11 protein-coding genes are annotated in these 16,933 nt (G+C 66.7%); 8 read left to right on the top strand and 3 right to left on the bottom strand.

Going from position 1 to position 16,933, the window contains the following annotated elements:
* Positions 1–26: 26 nt before the first annotated feature.
* Together IRT45_RS36570 and IRT45_RS01220 are read right to left on the bottom strand one after the other, a co-directional pair.
* A complete protein-coding gene (locus tag IRT45_RS36570) occupies positions 27–1,763 on the bottom strand; it encodes a hypothetical protein (RefSeq protein WP_228533240.1) in 1,737 nt (578 codons plus the stop codon).
* A gap of 85 nt (positions 1,764–1,848) precedes the next feature.
* Positions 1,849–4,356: an FHA domain-containing protein gene (locus IRT45_RS01220; protein WP_194804009.1), complete on the bottom strand. Its 2,508-nt coding sequence runs from the start codon at positions 4,354–4,356 to the stop codon at positions 1,849–1,851.
* 111 nt (positions 4,357–4,467) lie between these two features.
* Here IRT45_RS01220 and IRT45_RS01215 point away from each other — a divergent pair, with 111 nt between their 5' ends.
* The gene (locus tag IRT45_RS01215; protein WP_194804008.1) at positions 4,468–5,913 is read left to right on the top strand and encodes a metallopeptidase; all 1,446 of its coding nucleotides are present in this window, start codon (positions 4,468–4,470) and stop codon (positions 5,911–5,913) included.
* Positions 5,914–5,948: 35 nt separating this feature from the next.
* Here the strand turns inward: IRT45_RS01215 and IRT45_RS01210 are convergent, their stop codons facing one another.
* Positions 5,949–7,247, bottom strand: a complete 1,299-nt coding sequence (locus tag IRT45_RS01210) for an FHA domain-containing protein (protein ID WP_194804007.1) — start codon at positions 7,245–7,247, stop codon at positions 5,949–5,951.
* Positions 7,248–7,401: 154 nt separating this feature from the next.
* On the opposite strand from IRT45_RS01210, the gene IRT45_RS01205 reads away from it, so the two are divergent.
* The 7 genes from IRT45_RS01205 to IRT45_RS01175 all read left to right on the top strand — a co-directional run bounded on the left by IRT45_RS01205 (position 7,402) and on the right by IRT45_RS01175 (position 16,887).
* A complete protein-coding gene (locus tag IRT45_RS01205) occupies positions 7,402–8,601 on the top strand; it encodes a hypothetical protein (protein WP_194804006.1) in 1,200 nt (399 codons plus the stop codon).
* Positions 8,602–8,676: 75 nt separating this feature from the next.
* On the top strand, positions 8,677–10,095 hold the full coding sequence (locus IRT45_RS01200) for a type VII secretion-associated protein (RefSeq protein WP_194804005.1): 1,419 nt from the start codon (positions 8,677–8,679) through the stop codon (positions 10,093–10,095).
* A 140-nt stretch (positions 10,096–10,235) separates the two neighbouring features.
* Positions 10,236–11,444 (top strand): hypothetical protein, encoded by a 1,209-nt coding sequence (locus IRT45_RS01195; protein ID WP_194804004.1) that lies wholly within the window; start codon positions 10,236–10,238, stop codon positions 11,442–11,444.
* Positions 11,441–12,688: a hypothetical protein gene (locus IRT45_RS01190; RefSeq protein ID WP_194804003.1), complete on the top strand. Its 1,248-nt coding sequence runs from the start codon at positions 11,441–11,443 to the stop codon at positions 12,686–12,688. Before IRT45_RS01195 ends, IRT45_RS01190 begins: the two co-directional genes overlap by 4 nt.
* Before the next feature lie 76 nt (positions 12,689–12,764).
* Positions 12,765–14,375, top strand: coding sequence for a serine/threonine-protein kinase (locus IRT45_RS01185; RefSeq protein ID WP_194804002.1), 1,611 nt, complete (start codon positions 12,765–12,767; stop codon positions 14,373–14,375).
* 92 nt (positions 14,376–14,467) lie between these two features.
* Positions 14,468–15,688 carry a hypothetical protein gene (locus IRT45_RS01180; RefSeq protein WP_194804001.1) on the top strand — a complete coding sequence of 407 codons (1,221 nt, stop codon included), beginning with the start codon at positions 14,468–14,470 and terminating at the stop codon, positions 15,686–15,688.
* Positions 15,689–15,696: 8 nt separating this feature from the next.
* Complete coding sequence (locus tag IRT45_RS01175; protein ID WP_194804000.1) at positions 15,697–16,887, top strand: hypothetical protein; 1,191 nt, start codon at positions 15,697–15,699, stop codon at positions 16,885–16,887.
* The last annotated feature ends 46 nt before the right edge of the window (positions 16,888–16,933 follow it).

Genomic DNA, 16,933 nt, shown 5'->3' with positions numbered 1-16,933 from the left:
GGGTCCAGAAATCGCCTCCGCACTCGTCAGATGTGAATCGGCGGGCCCGAGTCGAACGTACCGGGGACCGTCGGGACGACGTAGTGCAGATTGTCGACCGCCAGATGCGCGCAGGGATGGTCGGCGACGGTTCGCATCCCCGGCCCCGGGCGCTCGACGGTGTTCGGGGTGACCGAGCAGGCCGGGCTGGGCTCGGGGGCGCGTGACACCTTGTCCACGGCCGGCCACGAGCCGAAATCGGATCCGGCGCCGACGCCACTCAGCGAGCGCGCGTCGAAGGCCGCGGCGCCGTCGGTCCGCGCGTCGGAGGAGGTTCCGACGGCCGCCGCCGAGCTGTGTTCGGGAAGCGGCCGGGCCATGTGATCCGCCTCACCGTCGGCGTGGATCGCGAGCGCCGCCAGCGCTACCGCCCCGACGATCGTCGGGGCGCCGAACAGATTGTCCTTGACCTTGCTCCACAGCTTGCCCTTGTGGGCGTGTTCCTCATCATCCGGTTGTTCCCCGGCCGATGACCGACCACCGGATTCGGTGGTCCGTTGATCATCGGCCGGGCCGGCCGGGGGGCGGGTGAACCTGCTTTCCAACTGGCCGGCCTCCCGGGTCATCCGGGTGGTCGGCTCGCCGGTGGGCAGAGGCTGCGGGCTCGATCCGGGCCCGGCGTCACGCGCGGCGTGCCGGCCCTCGGCGACCCCGTGCGGATTCGGCGGCTCCGAGCGACGATGCGGTTCGGCGGGCGGGCGGGCGGGTTCCGGCGCACCGGCGTCCTGCCACGCATGACGTCCCGCGTTCTCGGGCCGGGAATCCGATTGCGGCGCACCGCGATTCGGGATGCTCTGATTCGACGCCGTCTGCATCGGCCCGGGTCGCGGTGGACCCGGCTGATTCGGCACCGGAGCCGGCCCCTGCTCCCCCTCGGCGTATTCGCTGTCGGTGACGAGCAGATGCGCGGCACCCAGCACCAGGGCGTGCATCGGATGATCGGCGACCCGCAGCCGGGCGCCCAGATGGTTCTGGAACGCCAGCCGCAGCGCGTCGTTGAAGCACACATTGCCGGTGAGCAGCACCGTCGAGGTGTCGGCGCCGATCGAGCGGGCCGCTGCCATCACCTCGATGACGACATTGTCCGCCGAATGGGCGTCCCGCATCGAATCCGGTGTGATCGGCACCCCGACCGATTCGGTGGGCTGCTCGTCGTCCCCGTCGACGGCCACCACCAGGCAGACCCGGCCGTCGGAATAGACGCCGGTCGCGCCCACGCCCCGGCGGCCGTGGGCGGGCGGCCGCACCAGCCCGAGGGCCCGCACGTAGCCGGACAGGGCCACGGATTCGGGCAGCGGGTCGGTGATGACGTCCATCTGCTCGACCAGACGGCAGTACTCCTCGACCTTCTCGTCGGGCCAGTCGTCGGGAAACGGCAGCGCCACCACGTCGGGCTTGCCGCGCAACCGGCTGCCGATCGCGGCGAGCGGGTTGTAGAGCCGGGCACGGAACACCAACTCCGCGGGCCAGGTCGCCCCGGCGATGCGGATCTGGCGATGCCCGAGGATGTCGCGCACGTCCGAGACCGCGATGCCCAGATCGGGCCGCTGCCGGTCCACGCCCGCGGTGTGCAGTCGCCCGGACTTGTCCGCCAGCAAATACGCAGGCGGCGTATATGTGCCTTCCACCTGGACCGGGCGGATCGGTGTCCCACCGCCACCGGCGGCCACGGACACCACATCCCATCCGAGATGTATCGCCCCAACTCGAGCCGTCACATGCATAAGTGTGCCTGCTGTCGCGCCGGGACGCTCGGGGCAGGTCCGATTAGTGTGGGCATTCCCCGTCGATGCTCGTCATCGGCCCCGTTCACGCGGCCGACTTCTTCAGCCGCAGACGCCACCACGTCAGCGTGGACAGCGCCGCGGTGAGCACGATCAACATGCCGGCGTCGAGTAACCAGAAACCCGGCGTGTGCTGCCAGATCGCATCCGGCTGCGCATTGACGAACAGGGTGCGCAGATCGATGGTCGACGCGCCGCTGGCGAATCCCCAGCGCGACGGGAAGACGTACGAAAGCTGTTCCAGCACCACGCGGTCGGTCACCGGAATCATCCCGCCGGCCATCACGAGCTGGCACATGATCATGACCACCAGCAACGGCATGACCTGCTCGTTCGACTTCGCCACGGTCGACAACAACAACCCGACGACCACACACGTCACCGCGGTCAGCGCGATATCGACGTAGAGCTCCACACCGCCGGACGGGATGAGCGCCCCCTTCCCGGGCGGATTCTTCCCGGCCAGCACGATGGCCACCAGCACCGCCGACTGCAGCAGCGCCGCGACACCGAAGACCATCACCTTCGCCAGCAGATACGCCGAGGGCAGCAGGCCGACGGCCCGTTCCCGCAGGAAGATCGGGCGTTCGCCGACCAGATCGCGCACGGTCAGCGTCGAGCCCATGAAGCACGCGCCGAGAATGAGAACGACCAGCAGCTGCTGGGATTCACTGCCTCCGGTGAGTTGCGGATGCAATTGACCATCCGGCCCGAGAATCGGTGGGGCGGCGGCGAAACCGTTCTTACCGGGCACGACCAGGCACAGCACCCCCAGCACGAACGGGAGCACCACCAGGAAGGCCAGGTAGCCGCGGTCGGCCAGGATCAGGCGGACCTGCCGCCGCGACAGTGTCGACAGTTGTTTCCAGCCACTGGATTTCGGCGGCTGGCCCATCACGCCGCGGGGCACGGCCGGCGGTGGCGGTGGCAGCGCCGCCTGCCGGGACCGGTAGTTCGCGAAGGCGCGGTCCGGTTCGGCGGCGACCCGCGCGAAGATCTCCGCCCAGTCGCTGGTCCCGAGGAAGTCACCGACCCCGGCCGGATGTCCGCAGAACGCGGTCTTGCCACCGGGCGCCAGCAGCAGCACCTGATCGCACATGTCCAGGCAGGCCACCGAATGGGTGACCACGATGACGGTGCGCCCGGCGTCGGCCAGCTCGCGCAGCATGGTCATGACCTGGCGGTCCAATGCCGGGTCGAGACCCGAGGTGGGTTCGTCGAGCAGCAGCAGGGCCGGACCGGTCAGCAGTTCCAGCGCCACCGAGGCGCGTTTGCGCTGACCGCCGGAGAGCCGATCGACGCGGGTATCGGCATGTTCGGTCAGCGAGAGTTCCTTCAGCACGCCGTCGATGACCTGCTGCCGGTCGGCCTTCGAGGAGTCCGGCGGCAGCCGCAGTTCGGCGGCGAATCCCAGCGCCTGGCGCACGGTCAGCTGCCGGTGCAGCACGTCGTCCTGGGGCACCATGCCGATACGACTGCGCATGGCCTCGTATTCGGCGTGCAGGTTGCGGCCCTCGAAGGTGACCACACCGGCCGACGGATGTGTCGTTCCCGCAATGAGTTTCGACAGCGTCGACTTACCCGCGCCCGAGGGGCCGATGAGCGCGGTCAGGGTGCCGCGCCCGGCCTGCATATTGACGTCCACCAGCAGCTGTTTGTTGCCTTCGACGACGAATCCGACGCCGTGCACGCTCAGCCCCTGCTCGGTGACCGGCTTCTTGCGGTGTTTCAGCGTGCCTTCCTGCACGACGAAGTCCACGTTGCCGATGGTGACGATATCGCGCTCACGCAGCGCGACCCGCTGCTCGCGGCGGCCGTTGACGAAGGTGCCGTTGGCCGAGCCGACATCCTCGAGGACGAGACCCTCACCGCTCTTGACCAGGCGGGCGTGCCGGCGCGAGGCGAGCGGATCGTTGACGACGATCTGGTTGTCACTGGTGCGGCCGATGGTCAGGCCGCCGGCCGGAATGCGGTCGGCCCGCGCGATCGGTGCGGTCGAGGCCCGCGCACGCACCGGCGGCAGCGCCGAGGTGTCGGCCTTGGTGGTCATATTGACGTTCGGCACACCGCCCGAGCCGTGCGCCGCCGGAATCGGTTGGGACGGGCGCTGATTCGGCCGTTGCGCGGGCCGTGACGGGCGGGGCCCGCTGTCCCGGGCGGGCGGATTCGGCGCACGCCCCGGTGACTGCGCCCGGGTGGGCGGCGCGGGCGGCCGGAATTGCGCCTCCGGCAGCAGATGCACCAGCGGCCCCGTGACCGCGTCACCGAGCCGGACGAGCATCGGCCGATCCACCGGAACGGGCCGCGTGATCCGCTGGGCGTCCACGAAAACCCCGTTGGTACTGCCGTTGTCGGAGAGCACCCAGGCGCCCCCCTGCCAGCCAAGTGTCGCGTGCACACGAGAGACCAGCGGACTGTCGACGAACACCGTCACCTCGGGCGCGCGGCCCAGGGTCACCTGCTGAGTGTTTTCGAAGATCCGATCGGTTCCCTCATGGCGCACGGTGATCTTCTGCGCCCCCGGTAATGACATGAGCCGGATAATATGCGATGGCCGTGACATCGGTGGGGCTCGAACGTGCCCCCGATCGCCGGGGGCGGCGCAGGTGACGCAGCGACTACCGGCCCGGGGAGGATTGGGGAGATGGCGAAACGCCCGGTGACGGCGACCCTCGCCGTACTGGTGCTGGCGGTCGGTCTACTGGCCGGCTGCACCATGACGACCGGTGGGCACGCCGTATCCATCTACGACGACCCGTTCCAGGTAGCCGGACTGCCCACCACCAGCGGCCCCAGCGGTCCCCGGCAAGGTGTCCCCGATTCCGCGCTGACCGCCACCGGTGGCGACAAGGGCGCGGTGGACACGTTGGCGCTCAATGCCATCGACGACATCCAAAGCTATTGGCGCGGTGAGTACCACAACGAATTCCAGGGCGACTTCGCCCCCGTCACCAAGTTCTATTCCTGGAGCGCGAAGGCGCCGCGCTCACAGGAGACGCAGTTCTGCAAGGACACGACCTACCACCTGGTCAACGCGGCGTACTGCCGGCTGGACAATTCCGTCGGCTGGGACCGCGGCGTCCTGCTGCCGATGATGCAGGACAGCTTCGGGAAGATGGCCGTGGTGATGGTGCTCGCGCACGAATACGGCCATGCCATCCAGACGATGTCGCGCATCGTCACCGCGAAGGATCCGGTCATCGTGAAGGAGCAGCAGGCCGACTGTTTCGCCGGGGCGTTCATGCGTCACGTCGCCGAGGACAAGGCCGCGCACTTCACGATCAACACCTCCGACGGTCTCAACAACGTGCTGGCCGCGACGGTCGCGATCCGGGACGCCAATCCCGAGGATCCGGAATCGGTGCACGGCTCGGCTTTCGAGCGGGTGACCGCGGTGCAGATCGGTTTCACCGACGGTCCCAAGGGCTGCAAGGCGATCGATATGAAGGACATCGATCGCCGCCGCAAGAATCTGCCGCAGTCCTTCGGCGACGACGTCAATCGCGGCGAATTGGCCATCACCAAGGACAGTCTCAAGGAGTTGAGCAAGGCGATGGCGGCGATCATGCCGATCCCGTCCGAACCGACCTACGACTATCACGGCGCCCTCATGCACTGCAGCAACGGCGCCGACACCGTGCCCGTCACCTACTGCCCCGCCACCAATACCATCGGCACCGACATTCCCGCGCTCGCGCAGCGCGGTGCGGCGAATACCGATGAGCAGGACGGGTTTCCGACCCGCGTCGGCGGTGACTACAACGCCTACGTCGTGTTCGTCTCGCGCTATGCGATCGCCGTGCAGCGCAACGCGCATCAGCAATTGACCGGAGCGAAGACCGGCCTGCGCGCCGCCTGTCTGTCGGGCGTGATCACCGCGAGGCTCGCCGATCCACATCGCGACGCCGGCCAGGGCGATATCGCGCTGTCTCCGGGCGATCTCGACAAGGCGGTCTCGGGTCTGCTCAGCGATGGGCTGGCGGCCAGCGACGTCGAAGGTAAGACCGTGCCGAGCGGCTTCTCCCGGGTCGACGCGTTCCGGGCCGGCGTCCTGGGCACACAGGAGATCTGCGAGGCGCGCTACTCCTGAACGATCGGTCGGCTCAGCCGAACGGCTCGGTCGGCTCAGCCGAACGGCGGGGGCGCGGCCGGCTCCAACCGCAGTACGCGGTTGCCCAGCTGGATCTCCGAGCCCTGGGCCAGCACCATCGGCTGATTCGGTTGCAGCCGAATCCAATCGCGATATCCGGCCGGCCGGGCCCGGGTGCCGTTGGTGGACCCGCGGTCCACGACGGTGATATCCCAGTTCATCAGCCGGATCTCGGCGTGGGCCCGCGACATTCCGCCGGAGGAATCCTCGATCTTGACCGGAACCAGACCGCGCTGGGCGGCCTCCGAGTTCTCCGGATCCCGTCCGATCACCGCATCGGCCGCGAGCAGATAGGTCATCCCGTCGTCGAGGACGAGCATGCCCAGCGGCGGCCGGACGACCTCGGCCGGTTGCTGGGTCTGGTCGACCGGCATGCCGCAGACCGTGCAGAACGCCGAGCGTGGATCGCTCGGATGAGCACGGGCGCATTTGAATCCCATCACCCGTACCGTCAACGAGGTCGCGCGGGCAGTCGCCTCCATCCGGCGTTCCAGTTCCGGATCGGGGCCGGGGGCGGGATTGGTACCGCGCAACCGGGTTTCGGCCAGACGAGGATCCTCCGCGGGTTCGGGACGTGATGCCCCTTGCCGCGCATCGACTTCCGGTGACCGGTCCGGCCGGGTCGGCGGTGGAGGCACCTGCGGTTCGGGTCGCTGCGCGTCCAATTGGGAAGTGGGAGCGTCTTCGGCGCGATGGTGTGCACCCGCGGCGGGCCGGGCGGCACGATCACGCGCGCGCGTCCGCTCACCGTCGAACCAGACCACCGCGCCCGCGGCGGCCGCCACACCTTCCACCAGCGAGCCGATACCGCGTTCGGGCAGTTCCGGAATCCGGCCGCGCTCGTCGTCGATGAACAGCGCCGCGGCGCGGGCCGGCGGTTCGGTGAAGCGGTCGACGGTGAAGGCGGCATCCACGCCGCGGTAGTACTCGACACCCCGGGCGCCGGCGAGGACCGCGGTGACCGACCCGTGCAGGAAGATCGCCACCCCACCGGTATCCGAGCGCGAGAAAATACCCAGATCGACCGGACTGCCGTCGACCTGTTCGGCCTCCTGTATCAGCCAGCGGGTGGCCTCGCGCGCGATGATCCGGCCCGGACCTTGCGGAGCGTGCTCGGAGGCCTCGGACACCAACTGCGCCAACGCCTCGGCGGCCCGCATCGCCGGTGCGTCGGGGTGAACCCGGCCGCGACCACGATGCGCGACGACCACGACGGCCCCCGCGACGCGCACGACGACATGGTTACCGGCGACAACCTCGACCTGCCGATCCATCAACGGAATCGGCCTCCGAGCGATATCAGCGCAGCGGTCACCACACGGACAAGGTTAAGGCAATCGTTGTCCATGAGTCCCCGCTGCCGGGTCCGGTCCGGTAATTTCGACGGCGGAGAACCGGGAGAGAGCACCGGGAGAAGGGGGGCGGTCCATGGACCGAACGATTCGCAGATCTCTGGTTTTCACGTGCGCCGCACTGCTGGCCGTGCTGACCGGTTGCGGTGTGCAGGGAACCCCGACCGCGGCCGAGATCGATGTCCGCACGCTCGACGTCGGCCCGTATCCGGTCGACCGCCACAGCTACGACGCCACCGCGGGCAGCAAGGGTGCGCTGGCGGAGGGGATGCGGATGTCGCAGGCCGTGGTCCCGGCCGTCCGCATCGACCCGTCGCTGACGATCGGCGCCGGCGGACGCGTCGTCGCCGACAGCACCGATGCCACCCGCCGCCTGCTGGCCGCGGTCTCCAAACCGGTGCTCGACCGCAACAAGATGGTCGTCGCCTATGTCGCGGCGGGTTCCGACAAACCCGGTTCGCTGGACAGCGCCGCCGCGGCGACCTCGGTCACCGATCTGGTGCTGCGCTTTCCGGACGAGTCCGCGGCCCGGCAGGCCGCGCGCGAACTCGAGGACGTCGACTTCGGTGTCGCACCCGACCTCAATCGCAAACTCGCACTGCCGAAATACTCCGACGCCTATATCCACTACCGTCCGGGGATTGCGACCATCGGCACTTTCATGGCCTCTAAGCAGTTCGTGATCTCGCTGTTCATCGAGCGGCCCCGGTCCGAGGAGGCCGATCTGCTGGCCTGGGTTCAGAAGACCCTCGACGCCGAGGTGCCGGCACTCGATCACTTCCAGGCGACCGCGGCCGGCGGCCTCGACGCACTGCCGGTGGACCCGGACGGTCTGCTCGCACGCGCCGTGGTGCGCGACCGCTCGAACCGCACGCCCGATGTCGATCGCTTCGCTGTCTATGCCGCACCGGCATTCGTTCACATCTCCTCCGACGAGACCACACGTCAGCGGCTCGTCGACGACACCGGCATGGATGCCATCGCCGTCGCCGACAACAGCTCGGTGTTGCGCGTCCGCGACGCCGATGCCGGGGCACGCATGATCAAAGGGCTGATCTCCAGTTCGGGTGAGCAGTACGAGCCGGCCGACGCGCCCGAGACGGTGCCCGGGGCCAAATGCCTGACGCTCAACAGTTCGGGAGATCCGCAGAAGGACAGCCGATTCCGCTGTTATGTGCCCTACCGTCGGTACGTGGAGGTCGTCAACGCCAACAGCCGTGACGATATCGATCAGCGGGTCGATGCGGCGTATGCGTTGCTGGCCAACAGCTTCTGACCGGACCCGCGCGCCGCGGGGGCGTCACCGTGCTGGAGTACTATGCCGCGAGACCCAGCCTGGAAGGGGGAGCTGATGTCCACGGTCGATCTGATACTGACCGACAGCCGATTGTGGGCGCGCAGCGAATCCACCCATTGGGACGGCGCTCCCTCGGTGGTCCCGGCCAGCGACGGCACCAGTCTCGTTGTGGGAGAACCACTTCAGCCGCCCTCCCCCGCCGTCTCGGTGGTACGGCTGGCCGCGGCCGACCGCATCGCCTTCGTCCCGATGCTGCCGACCGTCGCCGACGCCTTCGCCGCGATCTTCGGCGCCGTGCTGACGAATCTGCGGCTGCCCAGCGCGTGTGAACGGCTGACGGTGGTGAGTCCGTCGGAGTGGGGCACGCGCCGCCGCGCCGCGCTCGAGGCCGGCGCCCGCCGTCTGGTCGGCGAGATCAGCGTCGAACCGCTGGCATTGCGGGTGGCCGGACTGTCCGCGAGCACCTCGCAGCAGCAGCGCATCGCGGTGGTGGAACTGAATTCGCTCACCACGACCGTCACCCTGACCGGCCGATCGGGCACCGAGACCTGGATCGAGGCCTGCGAATACGAACCGACGATCGGATCCGCGGACCTGGCCGAAGGGCGCGGCGTGGAGGCCGTCGTCGACGTCGTCGACCGTCTGCTGGGCGGCCGGAAACCCAGCTACCTCGTGGTCGTCGGTGCCGCTGAACCCGCGCTGCTCGACGCGATGCGCGCGGAACTGTCCCGGCGCTACGGTTTCGGTGTCGACCTGCGCGCGATGTCGGGTGTGGACCTGGTCCGGGGCGGGCCCGCGATGCCCGCCGCAACCGCACCGGCGCAGTTCGCCCCGCAGACCCCATGGGTCGGCTCGTTGCACGAGCATGCGACCGCGACCGCGCCGCCACCGAAGCGCCGCACTCCGCTGCTCATCGGCGCCGCTGTGGTCGCGGTGGTCGTCGCGGCGGTGGCTGCCGCCGTCGCGCTGACCCGCTCCGGCGGCGAATCGCCGACCGCCCAACCCACCGCGGCGCACCCCTCCGCCGTCGGGTCGCCGACCGCGGCGCCCGCACAACCTGCCGAAACCTTCGGACGGGTCGGCGCGGTGGTCCCGGCGGGCTGGCATATCACCAATCGCTCGGGCGCCCGGGTCGATATTTCCCCGGACAACGGTGCGCGCGAACGCATTTCGCTGGTCCAGAAGGACCTTGCTCCGGGTTCCGGCGTCGAGGAGGTCGCCGCCACGCTCGAAACCCAGATCGCCAAGCGCCCGGCCGGCACCGTCGGGCCGCTGCAGCGCAATGTGATCTTCGGCGGGCGCCCAGGGCTGTCCTACGAGGAAACTCCCGGTGACGGCACCGCGGTGCGCTGGCAGGTTCTGGTGGATTCCGGCCTTCAGATCAGCGTCGGATGCCAATACCCCACCGGCGACTGGAAGACCATCGCCGCGGTATGCGAGAAGTTCGCCGGCGATCTGCGCCCGGGGGCGTGACACCCGGCTCGGATCGACGCCCGCACGCGGGATGCCGCCGCCGGTGAGGGGCATCCCGTCGGAGGCGGGTGCTATCTTCTTCGCAGCGTCGGCCGAACAGGCACCTGTGTTCACCGGCGTGGAGCCTGTGGGAGGGGACTATGCGAAATTCCGTGCGCGTGCTGGCCGCTGCCGTGGCCACGCTGACGCTGGCCGCGGCAGGATGCGGCTCCGATCCGACTCCCGCTCCGGCCGCCGAGCCCGCGGTCGATCTCAATGGTCTCGACGTGGGGCCGTACGACGCCACGCCGCGCGATATGGGCAAACCCGCCAATCCCGGTCAGGCCGCGTTCTACGAGGCGGAACGACTCGGCAGCACGATGCCACTGCCGATGGATATCGACCCGGCCTTCACCCACACCGGCAAACTCGACACTTTGGTCTTCCTCGATCCGAAGACGTCGGTGATGAAGGATTTCACCGACCTGAGCAACTTCGCCGAAGACGCCCCGGACCTGATCGGCGGCTTCGTCTCCTACGGCCGCGACGACCCGGACAATCTGGGCAGCGAGCTGGTCAACGCGGCCATGATCTTCCCGACCGAGCAGCGTGCGACCGAGGTCGCCGCGGCGCTGGAGCGGCGCGATTTCGGCCGCGATCCGCAGACCCAGGCGGTGGCGATCACCAATTACCCACTGACCCACGCGCATTGGGTACCAACCAAACAGGCGATCAACAACTGGTACCCGGTGGGTCGGCTGGTCGTCTTCACCTCGGTCTACGACCAGGCCAAGAACTGGTTCGGCAAGGTCGATCTCCCGGCGCTCGTCTCGCGCGTGCAGAAAAGTCTCGACACCGTCCTGCCCTCGCTCGCCAAGTTCCAGCCGACACCGCCGGACAAGCTGATGGATCACCCGATCGACGTCGACGGGATGCTCGGCCGGACCATGATCCGGCCGAAGGAGGCGACCGGCGAATGGCTCAACCCGCCCGGGGTCTACCTCGGACGTGCGGGGCTGCATTTCAGCAGCGATCCGGGCGAGTCCCGGGTGTGGTACGAGCGCGACGGCGTCGACCGCTTCGCCGATTACGGCAACGAGGTGTATCGAGCCCGCGATGCCGCGGCCGCCGCGGATGTCCGCGACGAACTGGGCGGAGCGGAAAAACACTTCAAGCAGGCGGCGTCCCCGCGGAATCTTCCGGTCGCGAAATGCCGGGAATACAACGGCAAGGAACAGTTGGCCGTCCGCTTCTACTGCTCGGTGTACTACGGCAGATACGCCTCGCTGGCCTGGGGCGAGCAGTTACTGGATGCGCAGCAACGCATTTCGGCCCAGTACACCATTCTGGTGAAGGCGGATCCGAAATGACCACACGATTCGTCCGGGCGGCGGCCATCGTGGCCTGCCTCGGCGGACTCCTGGCGGCGACCGGGTGCGGCGCGACGATCGGCGGCTGGGCCGGCCCCTCGGAGATTGATGTGCGGAAGCTCGATGTCGGCAACTACGACGTGCGGCCACTCGATATCCACGTGGACTTCCGGCCGGGCTTCGTCAACGCGCCCGAGGCCGCCGGCATGCGCCTTGCCGAATACGTGGTGACCGCGGATCAGGTCGACCCCGCACTGACGAAACGCGAGAAAGCGGGCAGCTTCTCCGCCGGTGTCCTGCCCGATGCGCTCGGCAAAGAGGACGAGATGGAGGCCGTCGCCAAACGCGACCACATGGTGTACGGATTCTCGACCGCGGCCAGTGACAAGGACGCGGGCTGGGGTTTCTCCGGCTGGCCGAAACCCGAGAAACCGTATTCCACCGTGCTCGCCCTGTCGGTCATGCAGTTCAACGACGCCGCGAGCGCCACCCGGGCCGCCGCCGATTTCTACAACACCGATTTCAACGCCTACAAAGACCAGAACCAGCCGGTACCGATTGCGAAATATCCTGACGCGCACGCACATTGGCTCCCCGGAACACCGTCGATCCGCTCCTTCCTCGCGCACGGCCCCTATGTGGTGTCGGTACTGGCCCTCACTCCGACACCGAACCTGAACAGCCTCACCTCGCTCACCGAGAAGGCCCTGGACGTCGAATTCCCCCTGCTGGACCGGCTGCCGCCGATTTCCGACGAGGACACGGTGAAACTTCCCTGGGATCCGGATTACCTGCTCAGCCGGGCGCTCAACACCGGTCAGTCCGGGCGTCCCCAATACGGCGACGACAATGGCGTATTCGGCCCGCACGGGATTTTGCACTACATGTCCGATCGCAAGGCCGCCGCGCAGAGCGTCGCCGCACTGAAGGCCGACGAATTCGCCAAGACCTCCGACGCCCTGGTGCTGCGCGCCGGTGACGCCGCCTCGGCGAAAAAGGCTGTCACCGACCGTGTCACGTTCCAGGGAGGTGGGCCCGCCGTCGACGCGGTACCCCAGATCACGGATTCGGCGTGCGTGGAGAACGGTACGAAGAAAACCGATTTCAGCGGGCGCAAGCGGTACACCTGCATCGTCGCCTACCGCAATTACGTCGGCTATGTGACATCGAATCAGCTGGTCGACGTCCATCAACGCGCGGCCGCGCAGTACGCCCTGTTCGCCAACAGCCAGTGGCAGCCGTGACTCGACCGCCCACCTCGAAGTCCAGTAAGCTCCGCGACGATACGCGACCCGCCGAACAACCAGGAGTTTGTTACAGATGGTGATGAGTCCCGGCACCATCGTCGGTGGGTATCGGATCGTTCGCCAGCTGGGCGCCGGTGGGATGGGCACGGTGTATCTCGCCAAACATCCCAGCCTTCCGCGTATGGACGCCATCAAGGTGCTCAGCGGTGAACTGTCGTCCAACCACGAATTCCGGGGCCGATTCGAACGCGAGGCCAATCTCGCTGCCGGTCTGGACCATCCGAATATCGTGTCGGTCTACAACCGGGGCGAAGAGCACGGCCAGTTGTGGATCGCCATGCAGTACGTCGACGGCACGGACGCCTCGGCCGAACTGGCCCGCGACCCGCATTCGATGACTCCGCTGCGCGCGCTGCGCATCGTCACGGAGGTCGGCAAGGGCCTGGACTACGCGCACCGCCGCGGGCTCCTGCACCGCGATGTCAAACCCGCGAATTTCCTGCTGTCCGTCCCCGAGGACGACGACGAGGAACGCGTGCTGCTCACCGATTTCGGCGTCGCCAAATCGACCGACGACGCGACCGAACTCACCCAGACCGGCAGCTTCGTCGCGACGATCGCCTACGCGCCGCCCGAACAACTCCAGGGCATGGCGGTCGACAGCCGCGCCGACATCTACAGCCTGGGCTGCGCGCTCTACAAGCTGATCACCGGCCAGAACCCGTACCCCGCAACCCAGCCCGCGATGGTGATGATGGGCCATCTCTACGAGCCCCCGCCCCGCGCCACCGCCGTCAACTCCGGCCTCCCGCCCGCGATCGATCACGTCTTCGCGCGTGCCCTGGCGAAAAATCCCGCCGACCGCTTCGCCAGCTGCCGCGAACTCACCGATGCCGCCGCGAATGCCCTCACTCCCGGCCACACCCCGGTCCGCACCACCACCTCGCCGACCTACCCCATCCAGGTCTTCGACCCCCGCCCGCAGACCGACCCCCGCACCCCACTCCCCCACCAGACCCAATCCGGAATCCGGACCCAGACCGGCCCCCGCCCCGACCCCGACCTCTCCCGCCTCCTCGAACCGAAGCCCAAGAGCCGCAAACCCTTGATCCTCGGCGGAGTCGGCGCACTCGTCGCCGTGGCCTTGGCCGCCGGCATCGGAGTCTGGGCGACACAGGGCAATTCGGGCGGGACGGGGCCGACGACCACGTCGGCGTCGGCGGCAGCGACGACGACCGTCACGGCCTACACCTCAGTGCCCCAAGCGCGGGCGGCGAATCCTGCGTTCGCGGGGAAGACCATCACCATGTTGGATGTGACCGGCGAGAAGACCTTCAGCGTCTATCTCGGTGGCACATCCCAATCGAAGTTCATGGAAGACCTCGGCTTCGTCTACAACCTGCAGTATCAGAAGAACGGCGACGAACCGTCTCCGCGCCCCATCACGGACCAGTACCCGGAACTCCAGGCGTCGGCCGACAGCTACATCCTCGCGGTACGCAGCGATCCGAAAGCGGGCGGTGGAGGCCTGCTCGGTTTGCCGTACAGCATCGCGAGCGCGCGAGCGACGGTGATTCCTCTCGATGATCCCGTTGCCGTATCCGCCATGCGGAACTGGACTCCGACGTCGGAGCAGACCCTGTTGGAAAAACTGGTTCCGATTCTGCACAACCAGGTGAAATAGGCCCGACGTCGAAGGTCTGTGCCGGTAACAGCCGTCCACGACCTGCGGCTGGATCGTCGGGCCGCGCAAGATCCGAAAACAAGGGGGGAGCAGTGAAATCACTGACAGTAGCCGCCAAGATCATCGCGGCGATCGGGCTGACCGCCGCCACCGCGATGGTGTCGGCGTGCGGAACCGACACGGACGCAACGAAAGTCACCGACCCGGTCGTCGATCTCGCACAGCTCGACGTCGGCGGATACAGCACCAAGCCGGTCGACCTCGGTCTGCCCAAAAACATGTATGTCGCACGCTTCATGGAAGCCAACCGGCTGGGGAACGTTCTTCCACTGCCATATGAGGTGGATCCGAAGCTCACCGTGGGGGAAAGTAGCGATACACACGCATTTCTCGACGTCGGTCCCGAATTTCATCTGAGCGAGATGTTTCGTTGGCTCCACGAAGAGACCTTCAATGACGCCGCCAAGAACTATGTGGGCGGGTTTTCGACGTTGGGCAGCTCGAACGAAGCCTACAGCCTTTCATACGAACTCGTGAACTCGGTTCTCCTCTTCACAGACAACGAATCCGCTAGAAACGCGGCCGAACAACTGTCGAAAGCGGAGTTCTACAAAGACGGTCCGACCGAGCAGACAACGTTACCGAAGTATCCGGCATCCATTGCGAAGTGGCGACCGGCGCAGCAAGTGCTGGCATCATGGACGGTCGACGACAGGTACGTGATCGTGACGATCGCCGACAACTACGAAAACAGCGAGCTGGGAGTGTCGGATATGCCATTTCTGTCCGATCTTTCCCAGAAGTCCATCGCCGCCACCGCCGATGCATTGCGAAAGTTCACGCCTACGCCGGTTGCCGACCTGATGAAGGTCCCTGTCGATCCGGACAATCTGAGAGGTCGCGCCCTTCGACGCCCGGAGGGCGACTCATTCGCCAATGTTCCCGGAATTTTCGATCTGCGCGGTGCTCTACAGTTGGCAGCCGAACCGCGAGCGACCGAGAAACTATACCGAGACAACGGCGTCGATCGCGTCGCATTCGACGCCGGCGAATTGCTTCAGGCGAAGGACAGCGAAGCCGCCCAGAAGATCTTCGAAAGTCGCACCCATCCGGACAAATTCATGCATGTGGTCGATCCGCCAAAGAATCTCCCCAACGCCGTATGCCTGCAGTACAAAGGCCCGGAAATCAACGTGCGCTACTACTGCCATGTGCGTTACCGGCGATACTCGGCGATTGTATGGTCACAGCAACTCCGGGACGCGCAGCAGCGAATATCGGCACAGTACGCGATCCTGGCGAACAGCAAGTAGGTGGGGGTATGAGGGCTCTACGAACGGTCGGCGCGACATCCGTCGCCGTAGCATTGGCATTTTCGTTGTCTTCCTGCGGCTCGAACACCGTGGGCACACCCGTGGCAGCGGAGATAGATGTTCGCAAACTGGAAACCGGAAGCTATTCCGCCGACCCCGGCGATGTGCTGTATCGATATATCCCGGGCATGTACTTCGGCAGGGAATTGGCAGCCATGCGGCTGTCGGACTCCATCGCCAACGGCAGCGACATCGATCCCAGCTTGACCTACGAAAGCGGCGCAGCGATCAACGATCCGAAAGATCAGCTGAACGCGGACATCTCCGCTCCATTCATATCGGCACTCCAAACCAACGGGATGCTGTACGGCCTCAAAATGGATAAGCGCCAAGGTGAGGATAACCGACCCGCCGACGGCGACAAGGCGGTGGGTATAACGGTGTACCAGTTTCCGGACGAAAACTCCGCGAAAGCTGCCGCCAAAGCTTTCGAAGACGCCGATTTTTCGGTAGCGAAGGACCAGAACGAGGCCGTTCACCTCGACAAGTATCCCGATGCACTGTCACACTGGCGGCCCGGTATCCGCACAATCGGTTCGAGACTGGCCGCGGGCAATTACATGCTGGATATATTCGCCCGGGCGCCGAAGCCGGAATTGCAGGAACTGAGTTCCTTGCTGCAGCGTATCTATGACGTACAATTGCCGCTATTACGCAATCTGCCACCACTGACCAAACGGGATATCCTGCATCTGCCGTACGATCCGGAGGGAATGCTTCGCCGAGCCTTCGCACCCAAAGGTTTCTACGGCCCCAATCTGTCCGTCTCCGGCTACTTCACGGCCCGCGCGGCGCGCAATTTTACCGATCCGGACGGGAAATCCCTCCTGCAAACGGGAAACGTCGATGCCGTCGCAACGGTTTCCGGCATCACGAAGCTGTGGCGATCGCGCGATACGGCCGGCGCCAAAGCCTTGTACGAAGAACTGCGTCGCCGTGTGAAAGACCCGATCGACCCGCCCAAAGGTGTGCCGGATTCGTTCTGCGAAAAGAACGCGAATTCATATTCCTGGAGCGACGACCGATTTCGATGCTTTGTGCGATACGACCGATACGTCGCTCGCGTTATCAGCGCCCAGGTTCTGGATACTCAACAACGCGCTGCCGCACAGTACGCAGTGCTCGCCAACAGTTGGTAGACAAGAGCCGACCGCGCACCCTCAGGAGTACGCGGTCGGCTCGGCT

Origin of the sequence: Nocardia sp. BSTN01, from assembly GCF_015354405.1 — a bacterium.
Taxonomy (GTDB): Bacteria; Actinomycetota; Actinomycetes; order Mycobacteriales; family Mycobacteriaceae; genus Nocardia.
This window is presented reverse-complemented; position numbering and strand designations above follow the sequence as displayed.

What these genes read in the sequence shown, in the direction of transcription:
- IRT45_RS36570 (WP_228533240.1), bottom strand. Translation starts at nt 1,763, where the DNA reads ATGCATGTGACGGCTCGAGTTGGGGCGATACATCTCGGATGGGATGTG.
- IRT45_RS01220 (WP_194804009.1), bottom strand. Translation starts at nt 4,356, where the DNA reads ATGTCATTACCGGGGGCGCAGAAGATCACCGTGCGCCATGAGGGAACC.
- IRT45_RS01215 (WP_194804008.1), top strand. Translation starts at nt 4,468, where the DNA reads ATGGCGAAACGCCCGGTGACGGCGACCCTCGCCGTACTGGTGCTGGCG.
- IRT45_RS01210 (WP_194804007.1), bottom strand. Translation starts at nt 7,247, where the DNA reads ATGGATCGGCAGGTCGAGGTTGTCGCCGGTAACCATGTCGTCGTGCGC.
- IRT45_RS01205 (WP_194804006.1), top strand. Translation starts at nt 7,402, where the DNA reads ATGGACCGAACGATTCGCAGATCTCTGGTTTTCACGTGCGCCGCACTG.
- IRT45_RS01200 (WP_194804005.1), top strand. Translation starts at nt 8,677, where the DNA reads ATGTCCACGGTCGATCTGATACTGACCGACAGCCGATTGTGGGCGCGC.
- IRT45_RS01195 (WP_194804004.1), top strand. Translation starts at nt 10,236, where the DNA reads ATGCGAAATTCCGTGCGCGTGCTGGCCGCTGCCGTGGCCACGCTGACG.
- IRT45_RS01190 (WP_194804003.1), top strand. Translation starts at nt 11,441, where the DNA reads ATGACCACACGATTCGTCCGGGCGGCGGCCATCGTGGCCTGCCTCGGC.
- IRT45_RS01185 (WP_194804002.1), top strand. Translation starts at nt 12,765, where the DNA reads ATGGTGATGAGTCCCGGCACCATCGTCGGTGGGTATCGGATCGTTCGC.
- IRT45_RS01175 (WP_194804000.1), top strand. Translation starts at nt 15,697, where the DNA reads ATGAGGGCTCTACGAACGGTCGGCGCGACATCCGTCGCCGTAGCATTG.